Source organism: Dyella terrae (genome assembly GCF_004322705.1).
In the GTDB taxonomy this organism is placed as follows: domain Bacteria; phylum Pseudomonadota; class Gammaproteobacteria; order Xanthomonadales; family Rhodanobacteraceae; genus Dyella_D; species Dyella_D terrae.
The window spans coordinates 1229254-1255545 of the sequence record NZ_SIZZ01000001.1 but is presented as its reverse complement, the minus strand read 5'-3'; the positions used below and the strand labels follow the sequence as shown (position 1 = coordinate 1255545).

Annotated in this window: 21 protein-coding genes and 5 tRNA genes; 16 read left to right on the top strand and 10 right to left on the bottom strand. The window is 63.4% G+C overall.

Annotated features, from left to right (window positions below):
* Together EYV96_RS05695 and EYV96_RS05690 are read left to right on the top strand one after the other, a co-directional pair.
* Nucleotides 1–77 (top strand) — tRNA-Asp (locus EYV96_RS05695).
* A gap of 86 nt (nt 78–163) precedes the next feature.
* Nucleotides 164–2068, top strand: coding sequence for a SurA N-terminal domain-containing protein (locus EYV96_RS05690; RefSeq protein WP_131150489.1), 1905 nt, complete (start codon nt 164–166; stop codon nt 2066–2068).
* Nucleotides 2069–2254: 186 nt separating this feature from the next.
* On the opposite strand, the gene EYV96_RS05685 is transcribed toward EYV96_RS05690, so the two are convergent.
* From EYV96_RS05685 to gloB, 3 genes are all read right to left on the bottom strand, one after another.
* On the bottom strand, nt 2255–3037 hold the full coding sequence (locus EYV96_RS05685) for an enoyl-ACP reductase FabI (protein ID WP_131150488.1): 783 nt from the start codon (nt 3035–3037) through the stop codon (nt 2255–2257).
* A gap of 133 nt (nt 3038–3170) precedes the next feature.
* A complete protein-coding gene (locus tag EYV96_RS05680; protein WP_240732346.1) occupies nt 3171–4427 on the bottom strand; it encodes a transglycosylase SLT domain-containing protein in 1257 nt (418 codons plus the stop codon).
* The gene (gene gloB, locus EYV96_RS05675; RefSeq protein WP_131150487.1) at nt 4424–5191 is read right to left on the bottom strand and encodes a hydroxyacylglutathione hydrolase; all 768 of its coding nucleotides are present in this window, start codon (nt 5189–5191) and stop codon (nt 4424–4426) included. The genes EYV96_RS05680 and gloB overlap by 4 nt, the downstream gene beginning before the upstream one ends.
* A 256-nt stretch (nt 5192–5447) precedes the next feature.
* Here gloB and EYV96_RS05670 point away from each other — a divergent pair, with 256 nt between their 5' ends.
* From EYV96_RS05670 to dnaQ, 3 genes are read left to right on the top strand one after another with little or no spacing between them, the layout of a single operon-like run.
* Complete coding sequence (locus EYV96_RS05670) at nt 5448–6134, top strand: class I SAM-dependent methyltransferase (protein WP_131150486.1); 687 nt, start codon at nt 5448–5450, stop codon at nt 6132–6134.
* 31 nt (nt 6135–6165) lie between these two features.
* On the top strand, nt 6166–6609 hold the full coding sequence (gene rnhA / locus EYV96_RS05665) for a ribonuclease HI (protein WP_131151510.1): 444 nt from the start codon (nt 6166–6168) through the stop codon (nt 6607–6609).
* On the top strand, nt 6606–7349 hold the full coding sequence (gene dnaQ / locus EYV96_RS05660; protein WP_131150485.1) for a DNA polymerase III subunit epsilon: 744 nt from the start codon (nt 6606–6608) through the stop codon (nt 7347–7349). The genes rnhA and dnaQ overlap by 4 nt, the downstream gene beginning before the upstream one ends.
* Before the next feature lie 142 nt (nt 7350–7491).
* Here the strand turns inward: dnaQ and EYV96_RS05655 are convergent.
* Nucleotides 7492–7581 (bottom strand) — tRNA-Ser (locus EYV96_RS05655).
* A gap of 114 nt (nt 7582–7695) precedes the next feature.
* On the opposite strand from EYV96_RS05655, the gene EYV96_RS05650 reads away from it, so the two are divergent.
* Together EYV96_RS05650 and EYV96_RS05645 are read left to right on the top strand one after the other, a co-directional pair.
* Nucleotides 7696–8400: a PP2C family protein-serine/threonine phosphatase gene (locus tag EYV96_RS05650; protein ID WP_131150484.1), complete on the top strand. Its 705-nt coding sequence runs from the start codon at nt 7696–7698 to the stop codon at nt 8398–8400.
* Between the two features lie 182 nt (nt 8401–8582).
* The gene (locus EYV96_RS05645; RefSeq protein WP_131150483.1) at nt 8583–10373 is read left to right on the top strand and encodes a GGDEF domain-containing protein; all 1791 of its coding nucleotides are present in this window, start codon (nt 8583–8585) and stop codon (nt 10371–10373) included.
* A gap of 8 nt (nt 10374–10381) precedes the next feature.
* Here the strand turns inward: EYV96_RS05645 and lepB are convergent, their stop codons facing one another.
* Both lepB and ppsA read right to left on the bottom strand, forming a co-directional pair.
* Nucleotides 10382–11050 (bottom strand): signal peptidase I, encoded by a 669-nt coding sequence (lepB, locus tag EYV96_RS05640; protein WP_131150482.1) that lies wholly within the window; start codon nt 11048–11050, stop codon nt 10382–10384.
* A gap of 155 nt (nt 11051–11205) precedes the next feature.
* Complete coding sequence (ppsA, locus tag EYV96_RS05635; RefSeq protein WP_131150481.1) at nt 11206–13578, bottom strand: phosphoenolpyruvate synthase; 2373 nt, start codon at nt 13576–13578, stop codon at nt 11206–11208.
* A 223-nt stretch (nt 13579–13801) separates the two neighbouring features.
* Here ppsA and ppsR point away from each other — a divergent pair, with 223 nt between their 5' ends.
* A complete protein-coding gene (ppsR, locus tag EYV96_RS05630; RefSeq protein ID WP_131150480.1) occupies nt 13802–14617 on the top strand; it encodes a posphoenolpyruvate synthetase regulatory kinase/phosphorylase PpsR in 816 nt (271 codons plus the stop codon).
* 19 nt (nt 14618–14636) lie between these two features.
* Nucleotides 14637–15134, top strand: coding sequence for a DUF1249 domain-containing protein (locus EYV96_RS05625; protein WP_131150479.1), 498 nt, complete (start codon nt 14637–14639; stop codon nt 15132–15134).
* 89 nt (nt 15135–15223) lie between these two features.
* On the opposite strand, the gene EYV96_RS05620 is transcribed toward EYV96_RS05625, so the two are convergent.
* The 3 genes from EYV96_RS05620 to EYV96_RS05610 form a co-directional block, all read right to left on the bottom strand.
* Nucleotides 15224–15300 (bottom strand) — tRNA-Asp (locus EYV96_RS05620).
* Between the two features lie 23 nt (nt 15301–15323).
* Nucleotides 15324–15399: transfer RNA gene (locus tag EYV96_RS05615), tRNA-Glu, on the bottom strand.
* Nucleotides 15400–15414: 15 nt separating this feature from the next.
* Nucleotides 15415–15490, bottom strand: a tRNA-Ala gene (locus EYV96_RS05610).
* A 202-nt stretch (nt 15491–15692) separates the two neighbouring features.
* Here EYV96_RS05610 and EYV96_RS05605 point away from each other — a divergent pair.
* The 5 genes from EYV96_RS05605 to EYV96_RS05585 all read left to right on the top strand — a co-directional run bounded on the left by EYV96_RS05605 (nt 15693) and on the right by EYV96_RS05585 (nt 20803).
* On the top strand, nt 15693–17462 hold the full coding sequence (locus EYV96_RS05605) for a cation:proton antiporter (RefSeq protein WP_131150478.1): 1770 nt from the start codon (nt 15693–15695) through the stop codon (nt 17460–17462).
* Between the two features lie 231 nt (nt 17463–17693).
* Entirely contained in the window at nt 17694–18467 is a 774-nt protein-coding gene (locus tag EYV96_RS05600) for an FKBP-type peptidyl-prolyl cis-trans isomerase (protein WP_131150477.1), read from the top strand.
* Between the two features lie 158 nt (nt 18468–18625).
* Complete coding sequence (locus EYV96_RS05595) at nt 18626–19963, top strand: UDP-glucose dehydrogenase family protein (protein WP_131150476.1); 1338 nt, start codon at nt 18626–18628, stop codon at nt 19961–19963.
* 1 nt (nt 19964) lies between these two features.
* The gene (locus EYV96_RS05590; RefSeq protein WP_131150475.1) at nt 19965–20183 is read left to right on the top strand and encodes a SlyX family protein; all 219 of its coding nucleotides are present in this window, start codon (nt 19965–19967) and stop codon (nt 20181–20183) included.
* Nucleotides 20184–20212: 29 nt separating this feature from the next.
* A complete protein-coding gene (locus tag EYV96_RS05585) occupies nt 20213–20803 on the top strand; it encodes a DUF2058 family protein (RefSeq protein WP_131150474.1) in 591 nt (196 codons plus the stop codon).
* 89 nt (nt 20804–20892) lie between these two features.
* Here EYV96_RS05585 and EYV96_RS05580 read toward each other — a convergent pair whose 3' ends face one another.
* A complete protein-coding gene (locus EYV96_RS05580) occupies nt 20893–22950 on the bottom strand; it encodes a 3-hydroxyacyl-CoA dehydrogenase NAD-binding domain-containing protein (protein WP_131150473.1) in 2058 nt (685 codons plus the stop codon).
* 202 nt (nt 22951–23152) lie between these two features.
* Between EYV96_RS05580 and EYV96_RS05575 the strand changes: the two genes are divergently transcribed.
* Together EYV96_RS05575 and EYV96_RS05570 are read left to right on the top strand one after the other, a co-directional pair.
* Entirely contained in the window at nt 23153–23647 is a 495-nt protein-coding gene (locus EYV96_RS05575; RefSeq protein WP_131150472.1) for a hypothetical protein, read from the top strand.
* A gap of 10 nt (nt 23648–23657) precedes the next feature.
* Nucleotides 23658–26213, top strand: coding sequence for a putative bifunctional diguanylate cyclase/phosphodiesterase (locus EYV96_RS05570; RefSeq protein WP_131150471.1), 2556 nt, complete (start codon nt 23658–23660; stop codon nt 26211–26213).
* Nucleotides 26214–26292 lie beyond the last annotated feature (79 nt).

Genomic DNA, 26292 nt, shown 5'->3' with positions numbered 1-26292 from the left:
GGAGCGGTAGTTCAGTCGGTTAGAATGCTGGCCTGTCACGCCGGAGGTCGCGGGTTCGAGTCCCGTCCGCTCCGCCACAGTTCGCAAGGGCGCCCGTGTGGCGCCCTTGTCATATATGGAGCGCGTAAGCGCGCATCGATCAACCCGGGTTGGGAAGATTCCCATGTTGCAGGCACTACGTACCAAGCTTCACGGATGGCCATCCATCGTCATTCTGGGCGTTTGCGTTTTCGCGATCTCGTTCTTCGGCATTGAGTCTTACTTCATGTCGAACACCGAGACCTTTGTCGCGAAGGTCGGCAAGCATGAAATTTCCCAGCAGGATTTTCAGAATCGCCTTAATCAGCTTCGCCAGCAGATGAGCGAGCAGCAGGGCGATCGCTTCGATCCGACCTACCTCGACAAGCCGGAAACGAAGCAGCGCGTGCTCGATTCGATGATCGACCAGCAGCTTCTGATCCAGAATGCCGAGACCCTGGGCATGCGCGTCAGCGACCAGGCGATTCGCGACTTCATCATGGGCATTCCCGGCGTACAGGTGGATGGCAAGTTCAATGCCTCCATGTATCGCGCCTGGCTGGCCGGGCAGGGCAAGTCGCCGGGGCAGTTCGAGGGCGAAGTGCGCAGCGAGATGAACATCGCGCAGGTGCCGGACTCGATTGCCGCGACCACGCTGATCACCGATGCCGACATCGACGGCTACCTCAATATCAGCATGCAGCGCCGTGACCTGCGCTACTTCAACGTGCCGCGCCCCGCGCTGACCGATACGCACGTCGATGACGCCGAGGTGGACGCCTACTACAAGGCGCACCAGGCTGATTTCATGAATCCTGAGCAGGTCTCGCTCAAGTACGTCGAAATCAACGGCGACGAGCTGAAGACGGACGAGCAGCCGTCGGACGAAGACCTCAGGAAGCGCTACGACCAGGAGAAGCAGCGTTTCGTGATGCCGGAGCAGCGCCTCGTGTCGCATATCCTGGTCAATGTGCCCAAGAATGCGTCTCCTGAGCAGCAGAAGGCCGCGCTGGCCAAGGCGGAGCAGCTGGCGGGTGAGGCCAAGCCGGACAATTTTGCCAAGCTGGCCGAGCAGTCCTCGGACGACCTGGGCTCCAAGCGCACCGGCGGTGATCTTGGCTGGCTCGAGAAGGGCGTGGCCAACGCGGCATTCGATGATGCCCTGTTCGCCATGCAGAAGGGCCAGGTCTCCAAGCCGGTTCTGTCCGACGAGGGTTACCACATCCTGTACCTGCGCGATGTGCGCAGTGGCCAGGCCAAGCCCTTCGAGGAAGTGCGCGACCAGCTGGCCAAGGAGGCCACGAGCGGCGCGCACGAGCGCAAGTACAACGAATTTGCCGGCAAGCTGACCGACAGCGTTTACCAGAACCCCTCGTCGCTGGAGCCGGCATCACAGGCACTGGGCCTGCCGATCAAGTCTTCCGAGCTGTTCAGCCGTCAGGGTGGTCAGGGTATCGCCGCCAACCCGAAGGTGGTGCAGGCGGCGTTTGCCGACGACGTGCTGGCGCAGGGCAACAACTCAGGTCTGGTGGAAATCAGCCCGAACCACGCCGTGGTGATTCGCGTCGACAAGCACGTTCCGGCCGCGGCGCGTCCGCTGGCGGAGGTGGCGGCTGACGTGCGTCAAAAGATCCTCGACGAGCGCATTGCCAATGAAGCCAAGGCCAAGGCCGACGCGCTGGTGGCTCGCCTGCAAAAGGGTGAGGACATCACTGCCGTAGCGGCGTCGGTGGGTGCAGCTTTGCAGACAGCTGCGGACGTGACGCGTAACCAGAACCAGCTGCCGCCCAGCCTGCTGGACAGCGCATTCAAGCTTCCGCATCCGGAAGCCGGCAAGTCCTCGTTCGCCGCCGTGCCTGAAGACGGTGGTGCGTACGCCGTCGTCACTGTCGACAAGGTGCAGGGTGCTGATCTGTCCCAGCTCACGCCGGAAATTCGCTCGGCGTTGCGTCAGCAGATGGCGCAGGCCTACGGCCAGCTCGCTACCCAGGAATACATCGGCCTCCTGAAGGCGAAGACCGAGATCAAGATCGCCAAGGACCGCATGTAAGGCGGCCCGGCACGTTGAAGTCTGGAAAGGGCGGCCTGAGGTCGCCCTTTCTTTTTGTGTACCTAAGGCCGGATGTCGCTAAGAGAGTGCATTCGGCCAGCCGAAAGAGCCGGCGGCCCGGGTTTGCGGCCAATGAAAAGGCGCCCAGGGGCGCCTTTTCCACCAACGTCATGCGGCAGTAGCCGATCAGATGCCGGTCATGCCCAGGATGTTGTAGCCCGCGTCGACATAGGTGATTTCACCGGTCACGCCCGAGGCGAGGTCAGAGCACAGGAACGCACCGACATTGCCTACTTCGTCGATGGTGACGCTGCGGCGGAGCGGTGCGTTTTCGTCCACGTGGTCAAGCATCTTGCGAAAGTTGGAGATGCCCGCCGCCGCCAGCGTCTTGATGGGGCCGGCCGAGATGGCATTGACGCGCGTTCCTTCCGGGCCGAGATTGAAGGCCAGATAGCGCACATTGGCCTCCAGGCTGGCCTTGGCCAGGCCCATGACGTTGTAGTTCGACAGCGCACGCTCGGCACCAAGGTAGGTGAGCGTGAGGATCGAGCCACCCCGGCCGGCCATCAGCGGACGAGCCGCCTTGGCGAGTGCAGCCAGGCTGTAGCTGGAAATGTCATGGGCGATGTTGAAGCTTTCGCGCGTGAGGTTGTCCAGGTACTCGCCTTGCAGCGCTTCGCGCGGCGCGAAACCGACGGAATGCACAAGGATGTCGAAACCGTCCCAGTGCTTGCCCAGGGCGGTGAACAGGTCGTCGATCTGAGCGTCGTCGGCCACATCGCACGGAAGCACGATGTTGGAGGAGAAGGCATTGGCTGCCTCTTCGACGCGATCCTTCAGGCGATCATTCTGGTAGGTGAAGGCGAGTTGTGCGCCTTCTCGGTGCATTGCGTTGGCAATACCCCAGGCGATCGAACGCTGGCTGGCGATGCCGACGATCAGCGCACGCTTGCCGTGCAGGAATCCCATGCGTCCTCCAGTGACCATTGGCGCGCCGTACCGGCGCAGCGGCGGGAGTTTAGCAGGCGGGAACCCGCATGGCTGCGCGATTCCACCATGCGGGAATGCATCCGGGCGCCGTCAGGACCACGCCCTTGAAGGCTCAGCGCGTTGCGTCCACCGTCAGCACCTGGCCCAGCCGCAATGTCTTGCCGTTGAGATGGTTGACGCGCTTGAGCTGCTCCACGTCCACCGAATAGCGCCGCGCAATGGTCCAGAGCGTGTCGCCCGCCTTGACGGTATGCGTACGGACACCTCCCGTGCCGGCTTTGGCAACGGTTTTGGGGGCGGACTTGGCTGACTTCTTGCTGGTCGCCGGCCTGTCGCTGGCCGCAGCGGCTTCGGCGGGTGCCATCGGTGGCGCATCGTCCGCTTTACCTGCCGTCGCGTCGCTGACCAGCGCATTGCGAAACTGCTCGGCGCGGTTGCTAGGGACAAGCAGGTAAGTTGCCGCGCTCTTGTCGAAGTAACCATTGCGGAATCCCGCATTGAGATTCTTCATGTCATCGACCGACATGCCGGCGTGATCGGCGGCTTGCGCCAGTGGCATGGAGCGATCCACATCGACGGATACCAGCTGTTGGTCGACAGGAAGCTGTGGCAATTCCACGTTGAATCGTTGTGGTTCCCGTACAACGCAGGCGATAGCCAGCAACTTGGCCAGATGCTCACGCGTTACCGGCTTGACGGGCAGCTTTGGAATGATGGGTTCGGCCGGAGGGGCGCCGCGCTGATTCACCATCTTGCGTACGGCAAACTCACCGGCGTTGTAGGCGTAGGCCACTAGACGCCAGTCACCGAGGTCTTCGTGATATCGGCTCAGCAAGGACATGATCGCGTCGGTGGCCGCGGGCACATCGAGGCGACCGTCGTAGTTCTTGTCCACGCGCATGCCCAGCGCATTGGCGGTGACCGGCATGATCTGCCACATGCCCGCAGGATTACCCTTGCTGCTGGGGATGGGGCGATACCGGCTTTCGACCCATGGCAACAGCGCAAACTCACCAGCGACGCCATGTTGCGCGGCAACTTTCTGCACGTACATCAAGCGCGGCAACGCATCGCGCATCTGGGCTTCGAATCGATCGGGATTGCGCGTGTAACTGCGCGCCCAGCTCATGATTACCGGATCGGCATCGCAGTCCGCCATGGCGAAGCTGCTGCGCAAATCATCCCAGACATTGCCCTGGGCGAGTGGTTTGGCTGCGCCATGGATGCCGTGGTCGACATCGCGAATGGATGTCCGGGGCGGCGCAATGGTCGTGCCGCCCTTGGGTATGGACGGTTGCGGTGTTGTCGCGCAGGCGGCGAGCAAACTGGTCAGCGCCATCGGCAGGACACGTTGGCAAAGTCGCTTCATCCGCGAAATCCGTCCTTGGCCGAGCGCAGCGCCGCAAAGCGTGCCGTGCGATTGCCCGCGTCGGAAGCGTGCGTGGCGCACCAGGCGATCACGTCGTCGTTGTCGACGCGCAGAAAAGGGTTGGTCTTGCGTTCGGTGGCGAGCGTGACCGGCAGGGTCGGCTGGTTCGCTTCGCGAAGGCGTGCAACGTCGATCAGTCGCGAATCCAGAGCGGCGTTGGCCGGTTCGACGGTTTTCGCGAATCGGCCATTTGCCGCGGTGTACTCGTGCGCGCAGCACACCAGCGTTTCATCCGGCAACATCGCCAGTCGATCCAGCGAGGCAAGCATCTGCGATGGTGTACCTTCGAAGAGGCGGCCGCAGCCCATGCTGAATAGGGTGTCGCCGCAGAGCATCAGCCCTTCGCCGAGGTAGGCGATATGGCTGCTGGTGTGTCCCGGAATCGCGATGACCCGGAACGCGGCCGCCGGTGCATCGAACGCAACGGCGTCGCCGTCAGCGACGCGCCGCGTGGCATGCTCGATGCGTCCATCATGCGGTGCGATCACCGGCACCACATGATGTCGCAGCAAATCAACGACACCGCCGATGTGGTCATGGTGGTGGTGCGTCAGCAAGATGCCACGCAGCGAGAGCCGGTGCGCGGAAAGCGCCGCTTCGACAGGAGCGGCGTCGCCTGGGTCGACCACCAGCGCGTTGCCGTCGTCGTCGTGCAGCATCCAGATGTAGTTGTCGGCTAGCGCCGGTAACGGTACGACGTGCAAGGAGTTCTCCGCTGCTGTTTCGTATCGACTGGCGCAGGCATCCGGCTTGCGCGAGGCCGGAAACTATAAAACGGGCGCGACGGTGGGCTTGTTAGCAGGTCGTTAATCGCAAGTTCGGGCGTTCAGACTTGTGCCCGCCTTGGCCCGGTCCCTGTGCGCCCCGTCATGCGCGGCGAGCGTGAACGCGTTGAGGAAAGGTCTCCGGGCAAGGCGCCAGCCGGTACACTGTGCGGAAGTAATTCCGGGCCGTTGACGCATGCCGCAGCGCGACAAAGACATCTACGCGGGAGCGCACCTGCGCCGACTGCAGGCGGAGGCCACAGCGGTGCTGTTGCCCGAGCTGCAGCGCTGTGCAGGCGAGCACGCCTTGCTGGTGTCGGCGTTGCCGCATGATCACCCGCCCGTCTTGCCGTTGCTGGGCCACTGGGTGCGGCTGAGGGCGACCGGTGATCGCTTTCGCGGCGATCTCAGGGCGCGAGCCGATGAGCCCTTACCCTTTGCCGATGACGCGTTCGATCTGGTACTGCTGCGTCACGCGATCGAGACTTCGCCCGCGCCGCAGCCGTTCCTGGCCGAGGCTTGTCGCGTCCTCGCTCCCGGCGGCACCCTGGTCCTGACCGGCGTGCATCCGCTCAGCGCCTGGGCGCCGTGGATCTATTGGCATACGCGAGGGCAGGGCAAGCCGCTGTTGCGGTCGCCGATGACGCTGGAGCGTTGGGTGCGCGACAGCAGGCTCGATATCGAACGGGTCATTCGGGTAGGGCACATGTTGCCCAACGCGACCGGTGCGCATCGCGGTGAACAGCCTGGTGGCGGTGCCTTCGTGCTTGTCGCGCGCAAGCAGCGGCGTGCGGCGATACCGACGCGGTTGCAGCCCAAGCTGGTGCGCGCACCGGTCAATGTGAATCTGGCGCCGGGAGCGAGGCGACATGCTTCGTCCTGATGCCGAAAGTGAGTTCAATAAGCAGGTAACGATGACTGAAGTGGAAGCATTTACCGACGGCGCTTGCCTCGGCAATCCCGGACCGGGCGGATGGGCCGCGCTGCTGCGCTCAAAGGGTACCGAACGGCTGCTCTCGGGCGGCGAGCCGGATACCACCAACAACCGTATGGAACTGATGGGCGCGATCGCTGCGCTCGAGGCGCTCACGCGAGCCTGCAAGGTGACGGTGACGACGGATTCGAAATACGTCATGCAGGGCATCGAGCAATGGGTGCCGAAGTGGCGCGCCAATGGTTGGAAAACCGCCGACAAGAAGCCGGTGAAGAACCAGGATTTGTGGGAGCGCCTGTCCAACGCAGTCGGCAAGCACCAGGTGCGTTGGGCATGGGTGCGCGGCCATAACGGTCATGTGGAAAACGAGCGTGTGGACGTTGCCGCGCGTGAGCAGGCGGAACTGCATCGGAGCAAGGCATGAGGCAGATCGTTCTCGATACGGAAACCACCGGCCTGGAAGTGCGCCAGGGGCATCGCCTGATCGAAATAGCCTGCGTGGAGTTGATCGAGCGTCGTCCTTCCGGTCGGAACTACCAGACCTATCTCAATCCCGATCGCCAGATCGATGAAGGCGCGCGGCAGGTCACCGGCATTGAGGACGAGTTCCTGCTCGACAAACCGCATTTTCCGGACGTGGTGGACGAGTTTCTGGCCTTCGTCGACGGTGCCGAACTGATCATCCACAACGCGACGTTCGACGTCGGCTTTATCGACGCGGAACTGGCGCGCGCCGGCCAGCATTACGGTCGTTTGTCCGATCGCTGCAGCATCCTCGATACGCTGATGATGGCGCGTGAGCGTTATCCGGGGCAGCGCAACAGCCTCGACGCATTGTGCAAACGCCTCGGCGTGGACAACTCCGCCCGTGACCTTCACGGCGGCCTGATCGACTGCCAGCTTCTGGCCGAGGTCTACATCGCCATGACCTCGGGCCAGGTCGTGCTGGACCTGGGGTTCGAGGGCGCGCAGGAGCAGGGCCCCGCTGCGGTGATGATGCCGGTCGTGCTCGATCGCCGTCCGCGCATTTTGCGTGCCAGTGCCGACGAGATCGTCGTGCACGAACGTCGCCTGGACGGCCTGGACAAGAGTGCGGGTGGCCTGAGTGTGTGGCGCAAGGAAGATGCGCCTGCCGTGGTCGAGGCGCCTGAAACGGTGCAGTGACTCGATGGGTTCATGAAGGGTTGGATGCGCCGTTGCGTCCAACCCTCTGGCACGCCCGCCGATGTAGTCAATCGTGTCGAGCCGCGATGCGCACGTCCGACCCACGCAAAAAGGGCCCCCATCGGGAGCCCTTTTGCGAATCTGGCGGAGAGGGTGGGATTCGAACCCACGGTACGCTTACACGTACGCCTGATTTCGAGTCAGGTACATTCGACCACTCTGCCACCTCTCCATAAGGTTTCACATGGTGGTCCACGCGAGCCGGCAATCATACGCGGGACGGATCGTCGTGACAACACCCCTGACATGGGGCATGCTCCGCGCAAACGTATTTCCCCGGTAGCCCATGATCGAATTCGGACACGGTACCCACGTCGGCCTTCGCCGTACGCGGAATGAAGACACTTACTACGCCGATCCGGGCCTGGGCCTCTATCTGGTCGCCGATGGCATGGGCGGGCACCAGCATGGCGAAGTGGCCTCGGCATTGGTCCGCGATGCGATGGCCGATCTCGTCACCCGTGGTCATGGCCTGGTCGAGGCGGTGCGCGCGGCCGATGAGCGACTGATCGCCAAGGCGCGTGGCTACCAGGATGCCCTGCCCATGGGGACCACCATTGCCGCGCTCAAGCTGGAGCCACAAGGTTACGAAGTGGCCTGGGTCGGCGATAGCCGCATCTATGTCTGGCAGGGCGGCAAGCTCAGGCAGATCAGCCACGATCATTCGCTGGTCCAGGAACTGGTCGCCGCCGGGACGCTCGATCCGGCCCTCGCTTCACGACATCCACAGCGCAACGTGATCACCCAGGCCCTGGGCATCACGGCACTCGACCAGCTCCACATCGGCATGGCACGCGGGCGGGTTGAGCCGGGTATGGCCTTTCTCCTGTGCAGCGACGGCCTGACCGAGGAAGTCAGCGACGCCGTGATCAGTGGCATCGTCGAGCGTCGCGACCTGTCAGCGCAGGAGTGCGTGGATCACCTGCTGCTGGCGGCGCTGGAAGGTGGTGGCAGCGACAACGTTTCCGTGGTCCTTGCCCGGGTGAACTGAGCGGGCCGGATCACCGGGTGGGGTAGGTGCCCGCCGCCGGGCCGTGCTGCGGCATGGGCCGCGAAGCGTCACGCGGCGTGTCCCCAGTAATTTTACCTACCCAAATCGCGTACACCCCCAATTGCCTGCGTTCGCGTGTTGGCTGAAGCTTGCGACGTCCTGGATGAGCCTGGGGCGTTCGCATGTCCGTTCCATCGATGTCGCGATCTTCCATCGATCGGCGCTTCCAGTGGGTGCTGGGGGTGATCTACGCGATTGTCCTGTGTTTGCTTGCCTGGCAGTTGTTCCATCGGTGGGAGGCCTACACGACCGCGCGGCAAGCCGTGGCCCAGGCCCGCCAGCTCGATGCGGGTCTCGCGGTATTCGATGCCATCGTGGACGAGCGTGAGCCGGTCATTCTTTTGCTGGAAGGTGCACTGCCTCCGGCTCCGGTTCAGCGCGAACTGGAAGCGCGACGACAGACGACCGATCATCGGCTGTCAGCCCTCAGGCCTTTCCTCGCGCCGGATCGTTGCGACACGTGCGCCTTGCTGCGACAGCATCTGGCTAATGCCGAAGTGGCGTTGAATGACGCCCGACGTCAGGTGGATGTGCTGGTCAGCACGCCGGTGGCCGAGCGAAGCGCGGATGCGGTCGCCGATTCGATCCGGAAACTAGCCAAGGTGCCACTTCATGTCACGCCCATCGACCAGACCAGTGCGGTCGCGATCATGGACGCCGATCGCTCCGCGCAGGGCATGCTGTACATGGCGGGATTTGCCGCCAATCTGCGCCGGGAGGCAGGATTGCTCGAGTCCCAGTTGTCTCCGGCATTGATTTCGCGACGTCCGCTTTCGGCCGAGGAGGACCATCGAATTCAGCGCATGCTCGGCGGGCTGGTGTTCCTCCAGGAAATGCTGATCACGGCCGCGCGTGGCCTGCCGCGCCTGTCCGACCCGGTTGTCGCTGCCGTGCAGGTGCGTTTCTTCCAGGAAATGCCCGCGTTCGTGGACAAGACCATGGCGACACTGCAGCAGGATCCCCGGAATGCCGTCACCGTGTCTGTCTTTCACAGTCGGTTCCACGGCTATTTGCAGTCGGTTTATTCCCTGCGCGACGAGTCCATGGCCCTCGTTCGCGGCGACCTTACGGCGAAGCTCGAACGCGAACGCCATGCCCTCGCGGGATTCCTGGTGATCGCCCTGTTGCTCACCGCCGCTCTCCTGATGGCCGCCATGATGTTTCACCGCACGATCGTGAGGCCGTTTGTGGAAGCCGGTCGCTACATCCTGGCCCTGGCGGCCGGAAAACTGGACGCAACGCCCACGCGGCACCGCTACCACGGCGAGATTGCTGAGCTGTTCCGGTCTCTGGATGTCCTCAAGGACGATCTGGTGCAGCGGCTTGCCCTGCAGAAGGAACGCGGCCAGCTGATTGCCGATCTGCGCAGCATGGCCGAAACCGACCCTCTCACTGGCCTGTACAACCGCCGCGCATTCCTGTCGCTTTCCGCCGGGCTTTTGCGGCGATCGGTGCCTCCGTCGACCATCGTGCTGGTGATGTTCGATATCGATCACTTCAAGCGGATCAATGACACCTACGGTCATGAAACGGGCGACGTCGCGCTCAAGCGACTGGCCGAACTGTGTCGAGAGACCTGGCGCGAGGAGGATGTCGTCGCTCGCGTCGGGGGCGAGGAGTTCGCCGTGCTCAGCTGCGTGGCTAGCGAGGACCATGTGACCGAATCGGCGCAGCGATTGATGGACGCGTTGCGCGCCGATCACCAGACGGCGGTCGACGGAACGCGCTTTGCCATGACGGTCAGTTTTGGCGTGACCTATCTCGACGCCGGCGCGCTTGAGGAACTGGGCTTGCGTGACATGCTGCGCGAGGCCGACCGGCTAATGTACGAGGCGAAAGAGGGTGGCCGGAATCGGATGGAAGTCGCGCGCTTCGTTCCGGGAAACCAGGCGGCGACGACCGCGCTTGAGTGATCGCCCCTTTACTGCAGTTTCAGGCCGGTCCTGTCACGACGGGGCAGATAGTGATTGGAAGGATCCAGCGACACGGCTACGCGCGTGGCGCGCCCGGTGATTTCGTTGCGCGGAAAAAAGCCGTAGTAACGTGAATCTGCGCTGTTGTCGCGATTGTCTCCGAGGAGAAGGTAATGCCCGGGCGGCACGATGACCGGCCCGAAGTCCTGGGCGCGAAGCAGCGATGACAAGCGGATCAGGTGCTTTTCCCCGGCGAGCGATTCCATTTCGTAATGCGCCGGCTCCTGCGTGTCGTCGCGAATGCCTTGTACGACCACGGGGTGATAGCGGGCCGGTTGCGCATCGACGATCAGCCGGTTGTTGCGCAGCATGACCACATCACCTGGCACACCGACGACGCGCTTCACCAGCTTTTCGTTGGCGGCCGACGAATCCAGCACCACGATGTCTCCGCGTTTCGGATCGGACAAGTGCACGAGGGAGACATGCGTGAAGGGCAGGCGCAGGTCGTAAGCGAGCTTGTCGACCATGATGCGGTCGCCGATACGGATCGTCGGCTGCATGGAGCCTGTGGGCACCACGTTCCAGTCGGCGATGGCGCTGCGCAGCACCAGCATGCCGAAGAGAAAAGCGATGAAGCCCTTGTTGCGGGCGAGCGTGGCGTAAATGGCGCGCATGTCCTGTTCCTTGGGCGGGCAGGGGATGCCGCTCAGGTCACAGACTACGGGAGCAAATGCGCAGTTCCCGTGAGATGCCATCGGTCATGCTGTCGACCAGCGCACAAAAAAAGGGCGATGTTGCCATCGCCCTTTTTCGCTCTGCCTCAGCCTGATCAGCCCGCCTTTTTCTTGGCCAGGCGCAGCCAGGTGTCGACCACGGTGTCCGGATTGAGCGACACCGACTCGATGCCCTGGTCCATCAGCCACTCGGCCAGATCCGGGTGATCGGACGGTCCCTGGCCGCAGATGCCGACGTACTTGCCCTTGTCGCGGGCAGTCTTGATGGCCATCGCCAGGAGCTTCTTGACGGCCGGGTCGCGCTCGTCGAACAGGTTGGCGACGATGCTCGAGTCGCGATCCAGGCCCAGGGTGAGCTGGGTCAGATCGTTCGAGCCGATCGAGAAGCCGTCGAAGATCTCCAGGAACTCATCGGCGAGAAGTGCATTGGACGGCACTTCGCACATCATGATGATCTTGAGGTCGTTCTCGCCCTGCTTGAGGCCGTTCTTTCCCAGCACCTCGATGACCTTGCGGCCCTCGCCGAGCGTGCGCACGAACGGGATCATCACCCACACGTTGTCCAGGCCCATCACTTCGCGCACGCGCTTGACGGCCTTGCACTCGAGGCCGAACGACTCGGCGAAGCCCGCATCGACGTAACGGCTGGCGCCGCGGTAGCCGATCATCGGGTTCTCTTCATGCGGCTCGTAGCGCGAACCGCCGAGCAGGTTGGCGTATTCGTTGGACTTGAAGTCCGACAGGCGCACGATCACTGGCTTCGGGTACACCGAGGCGGCGATGGTGGCGATGCCTTCGGCCAGTCGATCCACGTAGAAGCTCACCGGATCGGCATAGCCGGCGATGCGCTCGTCGATCTTGGCCTTGGTGGCGGCGTCCTGCTTGCCGTATTCCAGCAGTGCCTTGGGATGCACGCCGATGTGGCTGGCGATGATCATTTCCAGGCGGGCCAGGCCGATGCCGGCGTTCGGCAGCATGCCGAAGTCGAATGCGCGCTCCGGGTTGGCGACGTTCATCATGATCTTCAGCGGCGCCTCGGGCATGTCGCCCAGGTCGGCGGTGACGCGATCGAACTTCAGGATGCCGTCGTAAATGGTGCCGGTGTCGCCTTCGGCGCAGGACACGGTGATGTCGTGGCCGTCAGGAATGGTGTCGAGCGCATTGCCCGTACCGACCACGGCCGGCACGCCCAGCTCGCGCGCGATGATCGCGGCGTGGCAGGTGCGGCCGCCACGGTTCGTGACGATGGCCGAGGCACGCTTCATCACCGGCTCCCAATCGGGATCGGTCATGTCGGCGATCAGCACGTCGCCCGGCTGCACTTTGTTCATGTCGCTCAGCGAGCGGATGACGCGCGCCTTGCCGGCGCCGATTTTCTGGCCAATGGCGCGACCTTCGGCGAGCACCTTGCCCTTCTCGAGCAGGTGGAAGCGCTCCAGCTGCGTGGCATGCGCGCGGGACTTCACCGTTTCCGGGCGAGCCTGCACGATGTAAAGCTTGCCGGTGTTGCCGTCCTTCGCCCACTCGATGTCCATCGGGCGGCCGTAGTGCTGCTCGATGATGAGCGCCTGGCGTGCGAGCTCTTCGATGTCGGTGTCGCCAATGCAGAACTGATTACGCAGCTCGGCCGGCGTCGGCTCGGTTTTGACGCGCTCGCCCGGAGCGCTGGAATAGACCATGCGCAGCTGCTTGGCGCCGAGATTACGGCGCAGGACGGCGGGCTTGCCCTGTTTGAGCGTGGGCTTGAAGACATAGAACTCGTCGGGATTCACTGCGCCCTGGACGACCATCTCGCCCAGGCCGTAGCTGCCGGTGACGAAGACGACGTCGCGGAAACCCGACTCGGTGTCGAGCGTGAACAGCACGCCCGAGGCGCCGACGTCCGAGCGGACCATCAGCTGCACGCCGGCCGACAGGAACACGTCTTCGTGCTTGAAGCCCTGGTGCACGCGGTAGGCGATGGCGCGGTCGTTGTAGAGCGAGGCGAAGACTTCCTTCACCTTGTGCAGCACGTCCTCGATGCCGACGACGTTGAGGAAGGTTTCCTGCTGGCCGGCGAACGAGGCGTCCGGAAGATCTTCGGCCGTGGCCGAGGAGCGCACCGCGACGGCGATGTCGTCCGCGCCGGCGTCCTTGCAGAGCTTCGCGTACGCGTCGCGGATGGCCTGGTCGAGGTCAGCCGGCAGCGGGGTCTCGGTGACCCACTCGCGGATTTCCTTGCCGGCGGTGGTCAGCGCGTCCACGTCGTCGACGTTGAGGTCGGCCAGGCGCGCCTGAATGCGCTTGGCCACGCCACTCTTGTCCAGGTACTGCTGAAACGCGTCGGCCGTGGTGGCAAAGCCGCCCGGCACGGAAACACCCAGCTTCGACAGATTGCCGATCATCTCGCCAAGCGACGCATTCTTGCCGCCCACCTTGCCCAGGTCGGACATGCGCAGCGAGTCGAGCCAAAGCACCAGATCGTTCAAGGGAGTCTCCTCAAGAGCTCTTCAGGGATAATGCGGTCGCGGCCGGATAATCCGGCCGCAAAGAACTGGTATTGTCCCCCGGCTTTGCTGCGCGGCACAAGAAGACCATTGCCAACCACTGCCGCGCCAACTGCATACCAGTCAGCCAAGGGTCAAGCAAAGACAGGCATTGACGCATGCGCTAAGGTGTTCGCCGACATCATCGGAAACCCTTTGGATTGCCATGCGCCGAACCGTTTTCTTCATCTCCGACTCCACTGGTATTACGGCGGAGACCATCGGAAACAGCATCCTGGCCCAGTTCGAAGGGGTGCAGTTCGACAAGCATCGCCTCCCGTTCATCGATGATGCCCACAAGGCCGAAGCCGCGGCGCTGCGCATCAAGACACGCTACGCCCAGACCGGTGAACGTCCCATCGTCGTCAACACCATGGCCTCGCGGGATCTTTGTGACATTGTGGCGACCAGCGGTGGCCTGATGCTCGATGTCTTCGCGCCGTTCATCGGCCCGTTGGAAGACGAACTGGGCGCCAAGCGTTCCGGCGCGGTGAATCGCTCGCATGGCCTGGTGGATTTCGACAAGTACGAAGCGCGCATCAACGCCACCAACTACGCGTTGTCCCATGACGATGGCATCGATGTGGACTATGCCCAGGCCGACCTGATCCTGGTGGGCGTCTCCCGCTCCGGCAAGACGCCGACCTGTCTGTACATGGCCTTGCATTACGGTGTCAGTGCCGCCAATTACCCCCTCACTGACGACGACCTGGACAAGCTCGAACTCCCGGCGCGACTTCGCCCCTACCGCGATCGTCTTTTTGGGCTCACCATCGATCCCCAGCGTCTGGCGCAGATTCGCGAACAGCGCCGCGCCGGCAGCCGCTATGCCACCTTGCAGCAGTGCCGCTGGGAGCTGGAGCAGGCCGACAAGCTGATGCGTCGGGAAGGGATCCCGAATTTGAACACCACCCACGTCTCCATCGAGGAGATTGCCAGCAAGATCTTCGACCGCTTCGGTATCGAGCGGACCATGTTCTGATCAGGAGTTGCCGTACCCCATGAGTGCCGTGCTCGACAGCCGCAATGCCTTGCTACCGGGACGCTTCGGATTCCTGATGGGGTTGTACGCGGAGAACTACCACCGGCTGGTGAGGTTGTTCGATCCCGCCAGCCTGAAGCCTGGCTTTTATGTTTCCAGCGTGGACGATGGCCTGGATGTGCGCCTGCAGGTGCAGGAGAAGCATCCCTACACGCTGGAGCTGGAGCTCACCTACGACTTCCTCGACGACCATACCGGGCATCCGTCGCCATCGGCGCAGCTGCGGATGTACATGGATGCGCATGTTGCCGAAGCATTGCATTGCCATCCGGGACGGCACCTTTGGCAGGTGCTCGGGCCGTTTCCGCCGGCACATACCGTCCTTCAGCATCGTTTGCGCATGAACGGGTTTCTTTCGCGCTGGCTGGAATATCTCGCCGAGCAGGGGCATTCGCTCGGTACGCTGGAACCGCTGGAAAAGCGCAGGGAAGAGCAGGCGGGCGATCCGGCGTCGTAACGGGATGCAGGCGAGCGATAGTGGCCGAAGCAGGGCCTGGTCAGGCGACAGGCAACAAAAAACCCGCGCTAGGCGGGCTTTCCGTATAATGGCGGAGCGGACGGGACTCGAACCCGCGACCTCCGGCGTGACAGGCCAGCATTCTAACCGACTGAACTACCGCTCCGCGTTCCCAACAAGCTTCAAATCTGGCGTCCCCACGGGGATTCGAACCCCGGTCGCCACCGTGAAAGGGTGATGTCCTAGGCCTCTAGACGATGGGGACATTTCCAAATTTGATTGGTGGAGCCAGGCGGGATCGAACCGCCGACCTCCTGCATGCCATGCAGGCGCTCTCCCAGCTGAGCTATGGCCCCACGTCCTGTGGAGCCCGAAAGAATAGATAGGGATCGCCATTTCGTCAAGCGTCCGCGATAAAAAAATTTCAAAAAAGTTGCGGCCGAGGCCTAAGTCTTGGATGTGTAACGGGTCTTCATTTTCGCGATTTCGCCCGAACGGAAAGCTACGAGCGCATAGGTGCCGCTGTTAGTCTTGCGGTGATTCGCAACGGAAGCACTCATGCACGCATTGCAGTTCATCCAGGACCTCGCCACGGTGATGCTGGTCGCCGGTCTGACGACCGTGATCTTTCAGCGACTGAAGCAACCGGTGGTACTGGGCTACATCATCGCCGGCGTGCTGGTCGGACCTTTTACGTTCCCCGTGGTGTTCATCCACGACGAAGCCACCATTCGCACCTTGTCCGAACTGGGCATGATCCTGCTTCTGTTCGCGCTGGGTCTGGAATTCAGCCTGAAAAAGCTGCGTGAGGTCGGTGGTGCGGCCCTTGTCGCCGCCTTGTGCGAAATCGTGCTGATGCTGTGGATCGGCTACGAGATGGGTCGCTTCTTCGGGTGGAGCTCGATGGACTCGCTGTTCCTTGGCGCCATGCTGTCGATGTCGTCCACCACCATCATCATGAAAGCGCTGGACGATCTGAACCTCAAGAAAGAGCGCTTCGCTCAACTGATGTTCGGCATCCTCATCATTGAAGACGTGCTGGCTATCGTGCTCATGGCCTTGCTCACGGGCATTGCCAGTACCGGCGATCTGGAAGCCGGGCAGGCGATGGAAGCCGTCGGCCGTCTGACGTTGTTCTTGCTGGTGTCACTGGTGGTCGGCCTGCTGCTGGTCCCGCGCGTGGTCGATTACATTGCGCGGGTCAGTCGCGATGACGTCTTGCTGGTAGCCGTGCTCGGCATCTGCTTCGGCTTCTGCCTGCTGGTGACCGAAATGGGCTACAGCATCGCGCTGGGCGCCTTCCTGATCGGCGCCATCGTGGGCGAATCCGATTCGGTGGAGCGCGTCGAGCGCATCATTGGCCCGGTGCGGGACATGTTCAGTGCGGTGTTTTTCGTTGCCATTGGCATGCTGATCGATCCCAAACTGCTGGTGGAATACGCCGCGCCCATCACCCTGGTCACGATCGTGGTGATCGTCGGCAAGGTCATCACCTGCAGTTTCGGCACGTTCGTGGCGGGCAACGGAGGGCGCGTGTCATTGCGTGTGGGCATGGGCCTGGCGCAGATCGGCGAGTTCTCCTTCGTCATTGCCTCGTTGGGCCTCTCCCTGAAGGTGACCAGCGGATTCCTCTATCCGGTCGCCGTCGCTGTATCGGCGATCACGACATTCCTGACGCCCTATCTGATTCGCGCCGCCGATCCGCTTGCCGATGTGATGGCGCGAAAGCTGCCGTCGAATCTCACGGGCCTGTTCACCGCCTATACGGACTGGATGGGCAACCTCAGCCTGAGCGGGCAGGGGGCGATGGTGATGAAGATGATCCGGCGCCTCGTCTGGCACGTGATCATCAACATGATGCTGGTGGTGGCGGTTTTCCTGATCATGGCCTACCTGTATCGCCGGGGCTTCTTCCACTGGGAGATCCTCGACAACCGGCCGCTGGTGAAGCGCAGCGTGGCCTGGTCGCTGGCCGCGCTGCTGTCCCTGCCGATGATCGTGGCGGCGTATCGCAAGGCCGCCGCGCTGGGCATGTTGCTGGCGGAGCTGAGCATTCCCGAGCATGTCGGCGGGTCGTTGACGATGCGCTTGCGCGCGGTGCTGGCGAAGATCATCCCGCTGGCCACGATGTGGATTCTTGGCCTGCTGGTGGCGGCACTGGCGTCGACCATCCTGCCGCCGCGCGAAGTCGCGCTGGTGCTCGTCCTGGTGGGTCTGGTGCTGACATGGTTGTTGTGGCGCGTGCTTGTGCAAGTGCATGCGCGCCTGCAGGCGGCACTGCGAGACACCCTGGAAAGGGACGGGCGACCGGGCGGCGGGCACGGGTGATCCAGTGCTTGGGGTCGCTATGGCGTGAGACGCTCATCACGCTAAACCCCTTGTCCGGCAAGGGTTCGCAAGAAGCCACGACGTGATTTCCCGGTGAACCTTTACGGTTCCCCGTGGTCTTGTGGGTCATCTCGTTGCTAAGACGCACAAGGCGCCGCACAATGCGGGGACTGCCTCCATCGGGGAGGCTCGTCCGGTACGCACCGGGACATCCAACACGAGGGAGTTCAAATGAAGCAATTTTCGCGTCCCACGCTGACGGCCGCCGCGCTGGCTGTGGCGCTCGGCCTGACTGCCGGCGTGCACGCTCAGGCTGCCAAGACCGCTGCCCCTGCCGCTGCAGGCGCCGTGGACAAGACCAAGGCCAGCTATGTGGTTGGCTGGGATCTGGCGAGCCAGTTGCCTCCGCTGGTGCGTGAAGAAGTGGACCCGGCCGTCGTCGGCCGTGCGGTGACTTCCGCCCTGTCCGGCCAGAAGCCGACCATGACCGAAGCCGAAGCCAAGACGGTCCGTGACGCTTTCGTCGCGAACCTGCAGACCAAGGCCAAGGCTGAGTACGAGAAGGTCGCTGCCAAGAACAAGTCCGAAGGCGACGCCTTCATCGCCAAGAACAAGACCGCGCCGGGCGTGAAGTCCACGGCGTCGGGCCTGCAGTACCAGGTGATCACCCAGGGTACGGGCGCTCGCCCGGGCCCGAACGACACCGTCCAGGTCGACTACGTCGGTTCGTTTGTCAATGGCGAAGTCTTTGACGACTCCTCCAAGCACGAAGGCCAGGCCGGTCCGGCCACGATTCCGCTCGGCAGCGTGATTCCGGGCTTCCGCGAAGGCCTGCAGCTGATGCAGGTGGGTGGTCACTACAAGCTGTTCATCCCGTCGAACATCGCCTACGGTGCACAGCCGCAGAACGGCTTCCCGCCGAACGCCACGATCGTTTTCGACGTGACGCTGAAGAAGACCGGCCCGACGCCGGCCGGTGGCGAGCAGGGCGCCGGCAAGCAGTAATCGCCGGTTAACCTGAGCAAGTCCGCACGGGGCGCGAAGCAATTCGCGCCCCGTTGCTTTGAGCGGCTGGCGCCAGCCCCGGACTTCCGGTTGACTCCCATCGCCCCTGCACAGGGCTGTTAGAATCCGCTTCCTCGGTATTTCGGAATCCCCGCGACATGAAAGTCACGATCTTCGGCACGGGCTATGTGGGCCTTGTCACCGGCGCCTGTCTGGCCGAAATGGGCAATCACGTGGTTTGCGTCGACATCGACCAGCCTAAGGTCGATCGCCTCAAGCGCGGCGAAATTCCTATCTACGAGCCGGGGCTCGAGCCGATCGTCAAGCGCAATCACGCCAGCGGCCAGCTGGACTTCACGACCGACGCTGCACCGGGCATCGATCACGGTCAGGTCATCTTCATCGCCGTGGGCACGCCGCCGGACGAAGACGGCAGCGCAGATCTCAAGTATGTCCTGGGCGTGGCGCGTACCATCGGCCAGCATCTGGATCGCTACGCCGTGGTGGTGAACAAGTCGACGGTGCCCGTGGGCACCGCCGATCGCGTGCGCGAGACGATCGCCGCCGAGTTGGCCCGGCGCGGTGCAGCGGTCGAGTTCGACGTGGTCTCCAATCCGGAGTTCTTGAAGGAAGGCGACGCGGTGGAAGACTGCCTGCGTCCCGACCGCATCATCATCGGCAGTTCGAGCGAGCGAGCCGTGGGGGTGCTGCGCAAGTTGTATGCGCCGTTCAACCGCAACCACGAGCGCACCGTGGTGATGGACGAGCGATCGGCGGAGCTGACCAAGTACGCGGCGAATGCCATGCTCGCGACCAAGATCAGCTTCATGAACGAGATCGCCAACATCGCCGAGCGCGTCGGTGCCGATGTGGAGCTCGTGCGCCAGGGCATCGGCTCCGATCCGCGCATCGGTTACCACTTCATCTATCCGGGTGCCGGTTACGGTGGTTCGTGCTTCCCCAAGGATGTGCAGGCGCTGGAGCGCACCGCTCGCGGGGTAGGTTACGAAGCGCGATTGCTGGGGGCCGTCGAAGCGGTGAACCACGACCAGAAGACCAAGCTGTTCGAGCTGATTTCGCGCCACTTTGATGGTGATGTGAAAGGCAAGACGATCGCGCTGTGGGGCCTGGCCTTCAAGCCGAACACCGACGATATGCGTGAGGCGTCCAGTCGCGAACTGATGGAAGCCTTGTGGAACGCCGGCGCCACGGTGCGCGCGTTCGACCCTGAGGCGCGCGAGGAAACGCATCGCATCTACGGCAACCGTACTGACCTGGTGCTGTGCGAGGGCGCCTACCAGGCGCTTGAAGGCGCGGACGTCCTCGCCATCGTCACCGAGTGGAAAGCGTTCCGGAGCCCTGATTTCGCGCGAATCCGCCAGGCGCTGAAGGAGCCTGCCGTATTCGATGGGCGCAATCTTTATGATCCCGAAGCGGTCGAGGAAGCCGGGCTGGCTTACTACGGCATCGGTCGCGGTCGTAGTCTGAGGGTGTGACGTGTCGCAAGCTGATTTCGAGGCACGACTGACCGAGCTGGAAGTGCGGCTCGCCTTCATCGACGAGACCGTCAACGCACTGCAGACGGTCGAGACCGAGCAGGCGCAGCGGGTTCTGGCGCTGGAGCAGGCGCTCCGCGATTTGCGTCAGGAACTGGTAGCACTTCGCCTTGGGCAAGCGCACGATCCGCACAGCGAACCGCCGCCGCCACATTATTGATTCAATCCACGTAATACAGGTTTCCGAACATGGCCGATTCCCTGCGCGATCAGCTCCTCAAGAGCGGTATCGTCAAACAGGTCCGTGAAGAAAAACGCCAGACCCAGCCGCAGGGCGGCAAGGGTGCGCCACCCAAAGGCGGTGGTGGACGTCATGGCGGCAAGTCACAACAGCAAGGTCGCCCATCGGCGCCGGCGGCGAAGAAGCCTTCGGGCGAGATGGATCTGGCCATGGCCTACGCCATCCGCGCGCAAACCGAAGCGACTGAGCGCAAGCGCGCCGAGCAGGAAGCCCAGGAGCAGGCGCGCATCAAGCGCGAACAGAAGCAGAAGATCCAGCAGCTGCTTCAGGGTAAGGCACTCAACAAGAACGACGTCGAGCAGGTTCGCCATTTCGAGTACGGCGGCAAGATTCGTCGCGTGCATGTGGATGCCGAGCAGCTGGCGGCCATCAACACGGGTGAACTGGGTGTCGTGCAGATCGGCGGGCGTTACCTGATCGTTTCGCGCGAGATTGCCACGCAGGTCCGCGAGATCGACGCGCATCAGCTGGCGCTGCTGGTCGATCCGAATGCATCGGGCGTGGGTGACGATGGCGTGCCCGATGACCTGATTTGGTGACACTGCCACGGTCGATAGCGTCGGTATGACGGACAAAAAGAGAGGCGGATGCATGCGCACCCGCCTCTCTCTTTTTCAGTCGGCGCCGCTTAGATGTCGGACTTGGCGAGATCCGGAAGGTCCCAGCCATTTTTCGGTGCGAAGCGATCACCGTAGCGTTGGGCGAGTCGTTCCAGCTTGCCCTTGATCACCGCCGGGCCTTCGCTGCGCGCGTATTGGATCGGGCCGCCGCGGAACGGCGCGAAGCCCGTGCCGAAGATCACGCCGGCATCCAGCAGATCGGCGTCGTCGACCACGCCATCGGCAAGGCAGGCGACGGCTTCGTTGACCATGGGCAGAATCATGCGGTCCTGCAGGTCGGCCGGCACCACGTAGTCGGGATCCACCTCCGGCTTCTGCGGCTTGCCATCGACCCACACGTAGATGCCCTGGCCATCTTTCTTGCCGCGCTTGCCGGCCGCGAGTTTCTCGTCAAGACCCGGCGGCAATTCCAGGCCGAGGAACGGGGCGAGCTCCTTGCCCACCGATGCGCATACGTCCAGTCCGACCGTATCGGCCAGTTCGATCGGCCCCATCGGCATGCCAAATTTCTTGGCCTCCTTGTCGAGCACCGGTCCGGGCACGCCTTCGCTGTACAGGCGCATAGCTTCGAGCAGGTACGGCATCAGGATGCGGTTGACGAGGAAGCCCGGCGTGCCCTTGACCGCGACGGGCAGCTTGCCAATGGCTTTGCAGAAGGCGAGGGCGCGCTTCTCGATATTCGGATCCAGGCCGTCGTGGCGCACCACTTCGACCAGCGGCATTTGTGCCACGGGATTGAAGAAGTGCAGACCAAGGAAACGTTGCGGCGCTTTCACGCCCTGGCGCAATTCGTCGAGCGGAATGCTTGACGTATTGGTCGCGAGGATTTCGTCGGCCTGGAACTGCGGTTCGATGGAGGCATACAAAGCCTTCTTTGCCTCGGCATTTTCGAAGATGGCCTCGATGGCGAGATCGGCGTCGGCCACGCCCTTGCCTTCGACGTCGGCGCGCAACCGGCGCACGACTTCCTCGACCTTGTCCGCCGACTTGAGCTTCTTCTCGTAAAGCACGCGCGCCCGGTCCAGCGCCGGCTGGATGAACTTCATCTCGCGATCCTGCAGGGTGACCTGGAAACCCTTGAACGCGGCCCAAGCGGCGATATCGCCGCCCATCACACCCGCACCCACGACGTGCACATGCTTGATGCCGTGCTCGATGCCGCTGCCCTGGCCCTTGAGGCGTTCCTGCAAGAGGAAAATGCGGATCAGGTTGCGCGCGGTGCTCGTCTCAGCCAGCTTGGCCACGGACCGGGCTTCGAGCTTGAGGCGTTGCTGGATGCTCGATCCACCACGCTTCCACACATCGATCAGGGCGAACGGCGCGGGGTAATGCTCCCTGCGCACCTTCGCGGCAGTTTGCTTGACCACCATGGGCGCGAGGATCTGGCGCGCCATCCAGGTGTTGGTCGCCCACGCCTTGGCGCGCTGCGCGAAGGGTCGAACATGCGGGCGACGCAACAGGGCGCGGGCTTCGGCAAGCAGCTCGGCCGGCGGGGCCAGGCGATCGACCACGCCCATGGCAAGCGCGCGCTTCGCCGACAGGCCCCGGCCCGTCAGCATGACGGGCAGGGCATCCGTGGCGCCGATCAGGCGCGGCAGGCGGGCCGTGCCACCCCAGCCCGGATGGATGCCGAGCATGACTTCGGGCAAACCGATCTTGGTTTTCTCGTCATCGGCGGCGATGCGCTGGCGACAGGCCAGGCTCAGCTCCGTGCCGCCGCCCATGCAGGCGCCATGGATGGCAGCCACCGTCGGGCAGTTCAGGCGAGCCAGGGCCTCGAACACCCGCTGCCCGTTCTGGATGTTTTCCAGCACCGTGCCCTGCTTGGCGTATTCGACGAATTCCTTGATGTCCGCGCCCACCGCAAAGCCCGAAGGCTTGGCGGAGTGGATCAGCACGCCGGCCGGCTTTTCGATGGCCAGGCGCTCGACGATCTGGCCCAGCTCGTCCAGTACCTCGCGGGAGAGGGCATTGACGCTGCTGTTGGCGCGGTCGAGGGACAGGGTCACGATGCCCTGATCGTCCAGGCTCGTCTTCCAGTGGTTGAAGCGCAATCCTTCGAACATGGTGGTCTGGTCTGGCTGTGAAACCTCGCACCATACCCGTCCGTAGCGTCGAATGCGAGACAGTTCGATGCGCTGGCGTACGGCACATGAAAATCGCGTAAAAACGCGGCTTGTGAGCCAACGCATGGAAACTTACGGCAATTTAAGTCCACGCTCACGAGCCGCTAGGCGAACGCCCCTGGACCGCGTAATTTAGACCTGAATGAGCACGCCACTTGCCCCGACTCCTGTCCAGCCTGGTGCCGAAATCCTTGACCGGATCCTGGCCAATCGCGGCTGCCTGATTGCCCTGGAGGATGTCGACAGCGAGACGCTGATTGCCCAGCTGCGCCAGTTGGTGCGCCGTAGCGGCCAGGCGGTGTATCTGTGGCACCCCTCGGCCGGACTGGGCAACCTGCGCGAGGAGCATGCCGTGATGGCAGGCAGCCAGCGCCTTGGCCTCGTTTTGCGCTACATCCAGCAAAGCAACCACTTTGGGGTGTATTTCCTGAAGGATGTGCCGACGCCGATGGCGGGGCCGGATGCCGCCCTGGTGCGTCAGCTGGCGCGCACGGCCACGGGCCACATCCGCCGCATCGTCCTGCTCGACGCGCCGTCGAACCTTGTGGACGGGTTCAATGACGTGATCGTGCGCATGAGTTGCCAGGTCAAGGCGGCCCAGCGTCCGCGCCTGCGCGATGGCCGCTGGTTGCTCTGAGGCGGCGCCCATGAGTCAGAGCATTCTTGTCGTAGCCGCCCAGCGTGACATGCGGCGCATCATCTTCGACGCGCTCGATCGTGAAGGGCATTTCGCGGTGCATTCGGCGCGAGACACGGCGCATGCGTCAATCCTGCTGGAAGAGCGCGCGGCACTGGATCTGCTGATCGTCGTGCTTGATGGCGATGCCCGTGATGCGTTGGCGTGCGTCGAGCAACTGCGGCGTATTCCATCGTGCGCCAGCACGCCGCTCCTGGCGGTCCTGGCGCCGCATGCGTCGATCAAGCCAACCCAGTTGCCGTCGGGTGTCACCGACTGGCTGCAGGCAGCGCAGGTCGACAGCGAGCTGATCGCGCGCTGGCACCGCCTGCAGCGCATGGACGTGCCGCCGCCGGCACCCGCCAGCCCGGTCGTGCTTGCCCCGGATCATGGCGACTACCGCTTTGCCTTCGATGAAATGGAGGGCGAATGGCTGATCGTCGAACCCCAGCGTGGACGCATCCTGGAGGCCAGCCCGTCGCTTGCACGGCGGACCGGTGTGTCGGTGGATCGCCTTCATGGCCTGCCGGCCACCGACATCTTGCGCATGGGGTCGGGAAATCTGGAGCAGGTGCTCCAGGACACGACGCGCGACTGGTATCCCTGCCAGCGACGTGCAGGGCAAGCGTTCGATCAGGGTGAGGTGAGTGCGCGCAAGGTGCGTCACGCCGGCCGCGACGCCATCGCCCTGGTGTTCCGCAGCCTGCGTGCCAGTACCCGCGCCGAACTGGCGCTGACCCTGTTGGCGCGCCTGTTCAATCACGGTCGCGGCGACGACAGCCTCGCTGGCATTTCCAAGTTGATTTATGAGGAGCTGGGCCTGGATTACCTGGCCGTCTGGTCGGCGCGACCGGAAGATGGTGGCGCTCCGGTCCAGCTTTCGCAGATGTGGCGCGGTGACGAGCAACTGTGGCCCGGTCCGCAACTGCAAAGCTCGCTAAGGCTCGTGCTGGCGGGCCAGACGATGATGCATCCAACGGACGCCAAGCGACTGGCGCCGGTGGATCCCTTGATCGAGCAGTTGGGACTGTCCGGATTTGCCGGGTTGCCTTTGGTGGACGAGCGCAATGCCGTGCTGGGTGCATTGCTCGCCGGCACCCGCCAGGCCTTCGCCGAGCCGGCGGTGATTGAACCCGTGTTGCGCGCCGCCGCCGCGCGTTTCGCGCACGCGCTCGAACTGGGCCGCACGCGCGAACAAGGTCGTGCGGAAGGCTTGCTCGATGCGCTGACGGGGCTTCCGAATCGTTTGCTGTTCAATGATCGACTGGACACCATCATCCGCGAAGCGAACCGCACCGGCGAATGCTTCGCGCTGCTGTTCGTCGACCTCGACCGCTTCAAGACGATCAACGACACGCTGGGCCATGCCATTGGCGACCAGGTGCTGATCACCACCACACAGCGGTTGCGTAGCAGCGTGCGCGCATCGGATACGGTGGCGCGCTACGCGGGCGACGAATTCGTGGTGATCCTGCGGCACATCGTCAAGAGTGAGGACGTGCTGCGCGTTGCCGAGAAGATCGTGCAGGTAATGGAAGCGCCACTGCGCATCGATGACGGCACCGAGTTGCAGATCACTGCGTCGATCGGCGTGAGTTTCTTCCCGGACGATGCGCCGGACGCCGAAACCTTGCTCAAGCACGCCGACGAGGCGATGTACGCCGCCAAGAGCCTGGGCCGCAACAACTACCAGATCTACGAAGTCAGCGCGGAACAGGCCCAGCAGCAGAACATGGCGCTGAAATCCGGCCTGCGACATGCCGAACATAACGGCGAGTTGCGCGTGTTCTACCAGCCGCAGGTCGACGCGGTCACTGAAGATATCGTTGGCATGGAAGCGCTGGTGCGCTGGGAACATCCCGAGCTGGGTTTCATCGGCCCTGGTTTCTTCATTCCGCTGGCCGAGGAAACCGGCCTGATCGTTTCCATCGGCGAATGGGTACTGCGCACCGCGTGCAAGCAGGCACAGGAGTGGGAGCGCAAGTTCGGCCTGCGCCTGCGCCTTGGCGTGAATCTGTCCGCAGTGCAATTGATGCAGGCCAATCTTCTGGAAGTGGTTGCGTCGGCCCTGACCGAAAGCGGGCTGGATCCGAACCTCCTCGAGATGGAGGTCACCGAGAGCATCAGCATCAAGGCGGCGCCCAACCTGGTCGACAACCTGCACGGCCTGCAGCGCATGGGTGTGCGCATTGCCATCGACGACTTCGGAACCGGCGCGGCCTCGCTCGATTACCTGCGCAAGCTGCCGGCCGACCGGATCAAGATCGACCAGAGTTTCGTTCGCAACATTGGTGTCGATCCGGACGACGAGGCCATCGTTCGCGCCACCATCGATATGGCGCACCGCCTCAAGCGCGGCGTGGTGGCCGAAGGCGTGGAGATCGAGCAGCACCTGCAGTTCCTCCGGGCCAACCGTTGCGATGAGCTGCAGGGGTATCTGTTCTGCCGTCCGTTGCCCACGCCGAGCTTCGAGAAGCTCCTGTCCGAGCGTCAGCGCTTGCTAGCCTCAGTGGCGGCCGAGGAATAGCCGGGGCGGTTTTCCTGGGTTGCCTCGTGCACCAAAGTCCCCATATTTCGTTCTTGGGGCGTCCGGCCAGAAGGCAGGC

Bases quoted from the DNA above. Each gene is read 5' to 3' on its own strand.
- EYV96_RS05690 (WP_131150489.1), top strand. From the start codon at position 164: ATGTTGCAGGCACTACGTACCAAGCTTCACGGATGGCCATCCATCGTC.
- EYV96_RS05685 (WP_131150488.1), bottom strand. From the start codon at position 3,037: ATGGGATTCCTGCACGGCAAGCGTGCGCTGATCGTCGGCATCGCCAGC.
- EYV96_RS05680 (WP_240732346.1), bottom strand. From the start codon at position 4,427: ATGAAGCGACTTTGCCAACGTGTCCTGCCGATGGCGCTGACCAGTTTG.
- EYV96_RS05670 (WP_131150486.1), top strand. From the start codon at position 5,448: ATGCCGCAGCGCGACAAAGACATCTACGCGGGAGCGCACCTGCGCCGA.
- rnhA (WP_131151510.1), top strand. From the start codon at position 6,166: ATGACTGAAGTGGAAGCATTTACCGACGGCGCTTGCCTCGGCAATCCC.
- dnaQ (WP_131150485.1), top strand. From the start codon at position 6,606: ATGAGGCAGATCGTTCTCGATACGGAAACCACCGGCCTGGAAGTGCGC.
- EYV96_RS05650 (WP_131150484.1), top strand. From the start codon at position 7,696: ATGATCGAATTCGGACACGGTACCCACGTCGGCCTTCGCCGTACGCGG.
- EYV96_RS05645 (WP_131150483.1), top strand. From the start codon at position 8,583: ATGTCCGTTCCATCGATGTCGCGATCTTCCATCGATCGGCGCTTCCAG.
- lepB (WP_131150482.1), bottom strand. From the start codon at position 11,050: ATGCGCGCCATTTACGCCACGCTCGCCCGCAACAAGGGCTTCATCGCT.
- ppsR (WP_131150480.1), top strand. From the start codon at position 13,802: ATGCGCCGAACCGTTTTCTTCATCTCCGACTCCACTGGTATTACGGCG.
- EYV96_RS05625 (WP_131150479.1), top strand. From the start codon at position 14,637: ATGAGTGCCGTGCTCGACAGCCGCAATGCCTTGCTACCGGGACGCTTC.
- EYV96_RS05605 (WP_131150478.1), top strand. From the start codon at position 15,693: ATGCACGCATTGCAGTTCATCCAGGACCTCGCCACGGTGATGCTGGTC.
- EYV96_RS05600 (WP_131150477.1), top strand. From the start codon at position 17,694: ATGAAGCAATTTTCGCGTCCCACGCTGACGGCCGCCGCGCTGGCTGTG.
- EYV96_RS05595 (WP_131150476.1), top strand. From the start codon at position 18,626: ATGAAAGTCACGATCTTCGGCACGGGCTATGTGGGCCTTGTCACCGGC.
- EYV96_RS05585 (WP_131150474.1), top strand. From the start codon at position 20,213: ATGGCCGATTCCCTGCGCGATCAGCTCCTCAAGAGCGGTATCGTCAAA.
- EYV96_RS05580 (WP_131150473.1), bottom strand. From the start codon at position 22,950: ATGTTCGAAGGATTGCGCTTCAACCACTGGAAGACGAGCCTGGACGAT.
- EYV96_RS05575 (WP_131150472.1), top strand. From the start codon at position 23,153: ATGAGCACGCCACTTGCCCCGACTCCTGTCCAGCCTGGTGCCGAAATC.
- EYV96_RS05570 (WP_131150471.1), top strand. From the start codon at position 23,658: ATGAGTCAGAGCATTCTTGTCGTAGCCGCCCAGCGTGACATGCGGCGC.